This window comes from Kitasatospora sp. NPDC002543, assembly GCF_053594915.1.
On the sequence record NZ_JBSFWR010000189.1, the window covers coordinates 1 to 6855 of the forward strand.

The 6855-nt window shown below is 72.8% G+C and carries 8 protein-coding genes; 5 read left to right on the plus strand and 3 right to left on the minus strand.

The features are described from left to right. Positions 1-153 precede the first annotated feature (153 nt). Positions 154-537 (minus strand): VOC family protein, encoded by a 384-nt coding sequence (locus ACWD4P_RS37555; RefSeq protein WP_359827346.1) that lies wholly within the window; start codon positions 535-537, stop codon positions 154-156. Between the two features lie 230 nt (positions 538-767). Between ACWD4P_RS37555 and ACWD4P_RS37560 the strand changes: the two genes are divergently transcribed. From ACWD4P_RS37560 to ACWD4P_RS37570, 3 genes are all read left to right on the plus strand, one after another. Next, entirely contained in the window at positions 768-1109 is a 342-nt protein-coding gene (locus tag ACWD4P_RS37560; protein ID WP_359827348.1) for an Ig-like domain-containing protein, read from the plus strand. A 383-nt stretch (positions 1110-1492) separates the two neighbouring features. After that, a complete protein-coding gene (locus tag ACWD4P_RS37565; RefSeq protein WP_449782730.1) occupies positions 1493-2032 on the plus strand; it encodes an RICIN domain-containing protein in 540 nt (179 codons plus the stop codon). Between the two features lie 66 nt (positions 2033-2098). Beyond that, positions 2099-2917 (plus strand): methyltransferase domain-containing protein, encoded by an 819-nt coding sequence (locus ACWD4P_RS37570; protein WP_449782731.1) that lies wholly within the window; start codon positions 2099-2101, stop codon positions 2915-2917. 82 nt (positions 2918-2999) lie between these two features. Here the strand turns inward: ACWD4P_RS37570 and ACWD4P_RS37575 are convergent, their stop codons facing one another. Continuing rightward, the gene (locus tag ACWD4P_RS37575) at positions 3000-3266 is read right to left on the minus strand and encodes a hypothetical protein (RefSeq protein WP_449782732.1); all 267 of its coding nucleotides are present in this window, start codon (positions 3264-3266) and stop codon (positions 3000-3002) included. Between the two features lie 190 nt (positions 3267-3456). Here ACWD4P_RS37575 and ACWD4P_RS37580 point away from each other — a divergent pair, with 190 nt between their 5' ends. Both ACWD4P_RS37580 and ACWD4P_RS37585 read left to right on the plus strand, forming a co-directional pair. Beyond that, positions 3457-4413: a phosphatidylinositol-specific phospholipase C gene (locus tag ACWD4P_RS37580; RefSeq protein WP_449782733.1), complete on the plus strand. Its 957-nt coding sequence runs from the start codon at positions 3457-3459 to the stop codon at positions 4411-4413. 180 nt (positions 4414-4593) lie between these two features. Beyond that, on the plus strand, positions 4594-5841 hold the full coding sequence (locus tag ACWD4P_RS37585; RefSeq protein ID WP_449782734.1) for an alpha/beta hydrolase family protein: 1248 nt from the start codon (positions 4594-4596) through the stop codon (positions 5839-5841). 113 nt (positions 5842-5954) lie between these two features. On the opposite strand, the gene ACWD4P_RS37590 is transcribed toward ACWD4P_RS37585, so the two are convergent. Beyond that, positions 5955-6386, minus strand: coding sequence for a hypothetical protein (locus ACWD4P_RS37590; RefSeq protein WP_449782735.1), 432 nt, complete (start codon positions 6384-6386; stop codon positions 5955-5957). Positions 6387-6855 lie beyond the last annotated feature (469 nt).

Consider the following 6855-nt stretch of genomic DNA (forward strand, 5'->3'; position numbering starts at 1 on the left):
ACCCCCGGTCGCCCCCCCCCCGGGCCCCCCGGTTGTGGGAAGTCGGCCCGGCCGACTTCCCACTCCCCCGCGCGAGGGACTGCTCGGCCCCGTGTCCGCACCGAGCGCCTCCAGGCCGTTCCCACTCCCCGCGCGAGGGACGGCGCACGGGCGTCAGGAGTTCGTGACGGCCCGGTCGGAGTCGCTGCGCAGCACGCAGAACTCGTTGCCCTCGGGGTCGGCGAGCACGGCCCACCCCGTGCCGTCGGGGTTGCGGTGGTCGCCGACGAGGGTGGCGCCGAGGCCGAGCAGCCGCTCCACCTCCCGGTCGCGCGAGGTCTCGGGCCGCAGGCAGAGGTGGACCCGGTTCTTGACCGTCTTCGCCTCGGGCACCTGGTTGAAGTACAGCACCGGCCCCTCCGCCGGCAGCACCTGGGTCTCCCGGTCCCCCGGCCGGCAGTCGGGGTCCAACGGCCGACCGGTCACACCACTCCAGAACCGCGCCAGCTCATAGGCGTCCGCACAGTCGATCGCCACGTTCTGCAACACCGAAACCATGGGCGCGAGTCTCCCCGATCCCCGCACCGGACGCCACCGGGTCGCGCCCGCTCCCCGCGCCGGAGGCCACCGGGTCGCGCCCGCTCCCCGCACCCCCGCCCGGGGCGGAACCGGCCCGGGCGGAGCGGGCCCGCTGATGCCCTGGCCTGCGGCGATACGGCCCGGGTGCGGGCCCTCACCGACGTGCCTACGGTGGAGGTAGTAGCCCAGAGCACACGGGAGGTTACGTGATGACTTCCGAGAAGAAGCCCGTCCGGCTCACGGCACGCACGGTCAGCGGCCACGTGGTCGCCCACGCACCGATCAGCGGCGACTTCGAGGCCACGCTGACCGACGCGGACGGCAAGCCGATCGTGGGGCGGCAGATCACCTTCTACAGCACCGCGAGCGGGCAGCGCGTCGGCTCCGCGACCACCGACCAGAGCGGGATCGCCAAGCTGAACTCCGGCTCCAAGATCCTCGACCCGGTCATCGTCGCCAGCACCCTCACCACCGGCTGCGAAGCCCGGTTCGAGGGCGACGACCAGTACCAGGCGGCGTCCGCCCACGCCGGCACGGCGGTCGGCGTGTAGTCGGCGCCCTTCGCCGATCCACATCCGAGGAGCGGGAAGCCGGCCGGGCCGACGTCCCGCTCCTCCCACGCGGCGCGACGGGCGCCGGGTCGGTCGACCGCACGGGTCCGGCCGACGGCGCCGACCGACGGCGCACACCGGCCATCGACCGGCGTCAACGTACGGTCCCAGGCGTCCTCGTGCTGCCATCGGAGCACTCGCACCACTCGGGCCGGCGGGCCCGCGCCCCGAGTCCCGCCCAACGCCCCCGGTCGGACTCCCCCCGCGCCACTCGACGCCCACCCCTCACCGGCCCCGGATCCTGGCGCGTTCCGGCGATGACGCCACCGCCTCTCCCCCGCGATCCTGGCCGGGCCCGTTTCCGACGTGGGAGGACGATCACCTTGAAGTCGAGGAAGTTCGGCGTGTTTCTCGGTGCGGCGGCCCTGGTGGCCCTGCCGATGGGAGGGGCGGCATCCGCCCACGAGGCGACCGGGAACGCTTTCCTGGGGTCGACACCGCTGGTGCAGAACGACCACAGCGGACGGTGTCTGGTCGCCCGGGGGTTCAGCGAGAGCAACGCCGTGCAGTTCGGCTGCGACTACACCGTGGGGACCTACTGGGCCGACCAGCACTGGACCTTCCTGGGACCGAACACGGACGACCTCCACCTGGTGAACGCCAACAGCGGTCTGTGCCTCGCCGTACGCGGCGGACTCAACGACGCCGTCGCCGTCCAGGCCCCCTGCGACTACAAGGTGGGTACGAACTGGCAGGACCAGCACTGGCAGGTCCGCTTCGACCCGAACGGCAATTTCCACTTCATGCTGGCCAACCACAACAGCGGGAAGTGCCTCGTCGTCCGGGGCTTCGACAACGACTCCCAGGCCGTCCAGTTCACCTGCGACAACGGCTTCCAGGACCAGTGGTGGCACCAGGCCTGAGCCGCTGACGGCGGGCCCGGCGGGGCGACGGCTGATGGCCCGTCACATCGATTTACAGTGAAGACCGTGACCGACCCGCGCCCCACCTCGGCCTTCCACTCCGCCAACGCCGACCCGGCCGTCACCGACCGGCTGGTCACCGCGCTGGACGCCCAGGCCGCCGTCCCCGGAGTACGGCGGCTGCGCGCATGGGCGCACACCCGGCTCGGCGCGCGCCCCGGGGAGCAGGCACTGGACGTCGGCGCGGGCACCGGTTCGGAGACCCAGGTGCTCGCGACGGCGGTCGGCACCTGGGGCGCCGCCGTCGGCATCGAGCCCCACCCCGGGCTGCGGGCCGTCGCCCGACGCCGCGCCACCGAGGCCGGCAGCCCGGCCCGCTTCCTGGACGGCGACGCCCTCGCCCTGCCGCTGCCCGACGGCGAGTCGGACGTGGTGTGGTGCGAGCGCGTCCTCCAGCACCTCACCGATCCGGCGGGGGCCGTCGCCGAGATGGCCCGGGTCCTGCGCCCGGGCGGCCGGGTCGCGCTGCTGGACACCGACTGGTCCACCTTCGTGCTCCACCCCGTCGCCCCGGAGGTCCGGCCCGCGCTGGCCACCGTCGTCCGGGCCACCGCCGCGACCCCGGACGCCGGACGCAACCTCGCGGGCTGGCTGGTCGGGGCCGGGCTGACCGTCGACCACCTCGACGCCGACGTCCTCCTGCACGACTCCCACGCGATCAGCCGCCCGATCGTCCGCGGCATCGGTGCGGCGGCCCTCGGACAGGGCCTGATCACCGCGGAGCAGCGCGACCGGCTCCACGCCGACCTCGACGCGGCCGCCGGGCACGGGACGTTCCACCTGGCGGTGACGGTCTTCGCCGCGATCGCCCACCGGCCGCGCTGACCGGGCCCGCCGGTCGGGGCGCACCGGCCTGGAGCGCACCGGCCCGACCGACAGGCCCGGTGCGCACCGGCCCGGTGTGCCCTCAGAGCCGGTGCAGCGCCACCTCGCAGAGCCGGCAGCGCTGCTGCTCCAGCTCGGGCGGGTACCACGGCTCGCCCGGCCGGGACGGGCGGTAGTGGGCGTGCTCCATCGGGGCGGTGTCCAGCCCGCAGAGGGTCCGTGCCTGCGGGTCCTCCGGGACGTCCGGATCCTGGCCGGCGGCGTGCACCGCGACCACGCCGGGCCCGACGCCCTCGGCACCGAGGGCCTGGTCCGGGCCCAGTTCGAAGAGGACGACGATCGAAGCCACGGTCCCACCGTGGCGGGCGGCGGTCACCCGCGCATTTCGATCTTCACCCGGCCGGGCCCCGGGCCGGGAGCCCGGATTTCCTTGTCACGAACCTGCCGAATCGGCGGTCGCGTACCCCAGGATGACAACGCACACCTCGAACAGCCGCACATCGGAACACCGGACGAACCCGACCCCGAGGAGCCGCACCATGGGCACAGCACGCCGTGATCTTCTCAAGTGGGGCGCGGGAATCGGCGCCGCCGCCGCCCTCGGCGGCCTCGCCCTGCCGGGCACCGCCCTGGCAGCCACCGGCGCCACCACCCCGCTCGGCCTGCCGACCGACGGCTGGATGGGCCGCCTCGACGGCAACCTGTCCCTGCTCGACCTCACCGTCCCCGGCACCCACGACTCCTGCTGCCAGAACCCCGCCTACGGCACCGAGTGGTCCCACACCCAGAACTGGGGCCTCCCCCAGCAGTTGGCCGAAGGCGTCCGTTTCCTCGACATCCGCTGCAACGGCCTCCAGGGCGCGCCCGACGAACTCGGGATCTACCACTCCGACGCCTACCAGCACATCCGCCTCCAGGACGTGCTCGACCAGTGCCGGACCTTCCTCGGGTCGCACCCCGGCGAGACCGTCCTGATGCGCCTGCGCAACGAGCGCGCCGGCGGCCAGTCGCTCGACGACACCGAGTTCATGCGGCGGATCAACCACTACCTCGACGGGCTCGGCTACCGCGGCCTGTTCCACTTCCACGGGTGGCCGACCCTCGCCACCGCCCGGGGGAAGGTCGTCCTGATCGCCGACTTCGCCAACCCGTGGGGCCTGATCGACTGGTCCAGCGGCCAGAACGACTACTTCGACACCCAGGACCTCTGGCAGACCGACGGCCTCGACCCCCTCGGAACGAAGGGGCAGCGCATCACCGCCCAGTTCGACAAGGCCTTCGGCAATCCGAGCTACCCGAAGATGTTCGTCAACTTCCTCTCGTACGCCGGAGGTTACTGGCCGAAGACCAGCTCGCAGGCCCTGATGGACCGCACGGTCTACCCGTACCTGAGCGCCCGCACCCAGCAGCGCGCCCGGTTCGGCATCGTGCCGATGGACTTCCCCGACTTCCACGTCAACGTGCTGCGGATGCTGATCGACAAGAACGCCGTGTAGGACGGCGGCGCACCGCGAACGGCGGCACCCCGCCCGGCCCGCGCCCGATCCCGGCCCGGCCCGGTCCGGCCCGCCTCCGCATCGTCCCGGGGATGTAAACCCCCGGGCCGATGCGGGGTGACGGATCATCAATCCGTGGGCCGATGACCGCCCCACGCGCCGCGTGACAGCGTTTCGCGCATGGACACCACGCCGACCGCCCGCCCCTCCGGACCGACCCGCCGCCGCGTGCTGGGCGCCGCCATCGCCCTGGGTGCCGCCGCCCCACTGGGCCTCGCCGGCACCGCCTCGGCCGCCCCCGTTCCCAGCGCCCCCACCCCCTCCGCCGACGGCACCGGCACCCCCGCGCGGCTCACCCTGCCCGCCCCCACCGGCCCCTTCCCGGTGGGCATGGTGCCGCTGCACCTGCGCGACGAGTCCCGGCTCGACCCGAACGCCCGGCCCGGAAAGTTCCGCGAGCTGATGGCCACCGTCTGGTACCCGGCCCGCGCCGCGGACGCGGACGCGTACCCGCTCGCCCCCTGGATGCCCGACGGCGCCCTGCAGGCCCTCCTCGACGACACCGGCTTCCCGCTCCCCCTCTCTCTCGCCCCGCTCACCGCCGGCCACCAGGGCGCGCCCGTCCACCGGGCCGGCCGGCCGCTGCCCGTCGTCGTCTACTCGCACGGCGCGGGCAGCCACCGCGCCGACCGCACCATCGTGGTCCAGGAGTTGGCCAGCCACGGCTTCGCCGTCGTCACCGTCGACCACACCCACGACGGGTTCACCGAGTTCCCCGACGGCACCGTCGTCACCCGGGACGGCGTCGCCCCGGGGCTGGCCCCGAAGGACTACGCCGCCGACCTGCTCTTCCTCCTCGACCGCGTCGTCGACCTCGCCAACGGCCGCAACCCCGACGTCGACGGCCGCCCCCTGCCGCCCGGCCTCCTCGGCGGCCTGGACGCCCGGAACATCGGCGCCTTCGGCTGGTCCAAGGGCGGCACCGCCGTCGGCCTCGCCATGGTCGCCGACCAGCGCATCCGCGCCGGGCTCACCCTGGACGGGCGGATGGAGTCGAACCCCGCCATCACCACCGACATCGACCGGCCGTTCATGATGATGACCGCCAACTACAACCGGGCCACCAGCCCGTTCATCCGGACCTTCTGGGGCCACCTGCGCGGCTGGCGCCTCGACGTCCAGGCCACCGGAGCCATCCACGGCTCGTACGGCGACAACATGACGCTGATCCCGCAGGCGGGCAAGCTGCTCGGCATGACCGAGCAGGAGATCCAGTCCCAGGTCGGCACCCTCGACCCGCAGCGCGGCGTCCTCATCCAACAGGCCTACCCGCTGGCCTTCTTCGACCTCCACCTGCGGGGCCGCCACCACGGCAACCTCCTCGACGGCCCGTCCAAGGCCTTCCCCGAGGTCGTCTACCACCCGTGAGCCCCGGAACGGGCGGGCGGCCGCCACGGGGGTACGGCCGCCCGAACGCCGGGAGCGCCCCACCCGACGAACGGATGGGGCGCTCCCGGGACGGGCTCACTCGGGCCGTAGCCTTACGCCCTCACAAAGGAGCGCTCCGCATCCCCCCGCGGCTGGGCACCCAGAGCGAACGTCTTCCCCTTCCGTCCTTCCTGCAAATAGATCTGACAGTCCTGCCCACGCTCGTAGTTCCGCAGGGTCACGAAGACCCCGGAGCCCGCGTCGTCGACGCTCCCGGTCTTCCAGCTCCCCTGGTACTCGCCGAGTGGGCCGGGGCTCGCCACAGGCTCCTTCCGGCAGAAGTAGCCGTCGAGCCGCACCTCCCCGAGCGTCCCGTCCTCCCGCAGCTCGATCACCTCGTCCCGCGCGACCCAGCGGCCCACGTAGTCCTTCGTCTCCGACCCACCGGGCCTGAGCTTCAGGTAGCCGGTCACGCCGACGATCAAGAGGAGGCCCGCCAGCAGGACCATCCCCTCCCGCGACTTCAGAAAGTCCCGCACAGCCATGGCTCCTGATTCCTCACAACGACCGGGGACCGAACCGACCCTTCGGCCGGCCCGGTCCCGTGAACCCCATATTCCGATGTTCATCACTCCGGCAGGAAGTCGCCCCTGCGAGCGTAGTCGCCGTTCCGCATGTCCAACCGGACGGTTTCCAGGATGAACTGCAAGCTCGGCGGGGACGACAGAGAACTCAGGAACCGCCATGCGAACCGGACAGGGCTGCTGAGTTGAGTAGTTGACGACGCGATTGGCAAAAGGGCTCGCTGACCAACTCTGTGCACGGTCTTCGTAGCGCCAGTTCCCGGCCAAGCCAAGCCCGGCATTCGCTCTGACGATCTCGGGTTCCGACCACCCAGGTGTCACGTCGTCGGCGCTCCAGATGGATCATCAGACACCAGTGGCGGGGCGGTGCGCCCTGCGCCCGCTCGGCGGCCGCTTCCCGCAGCGGCCGGACGGCTTCCTCGACTACGCC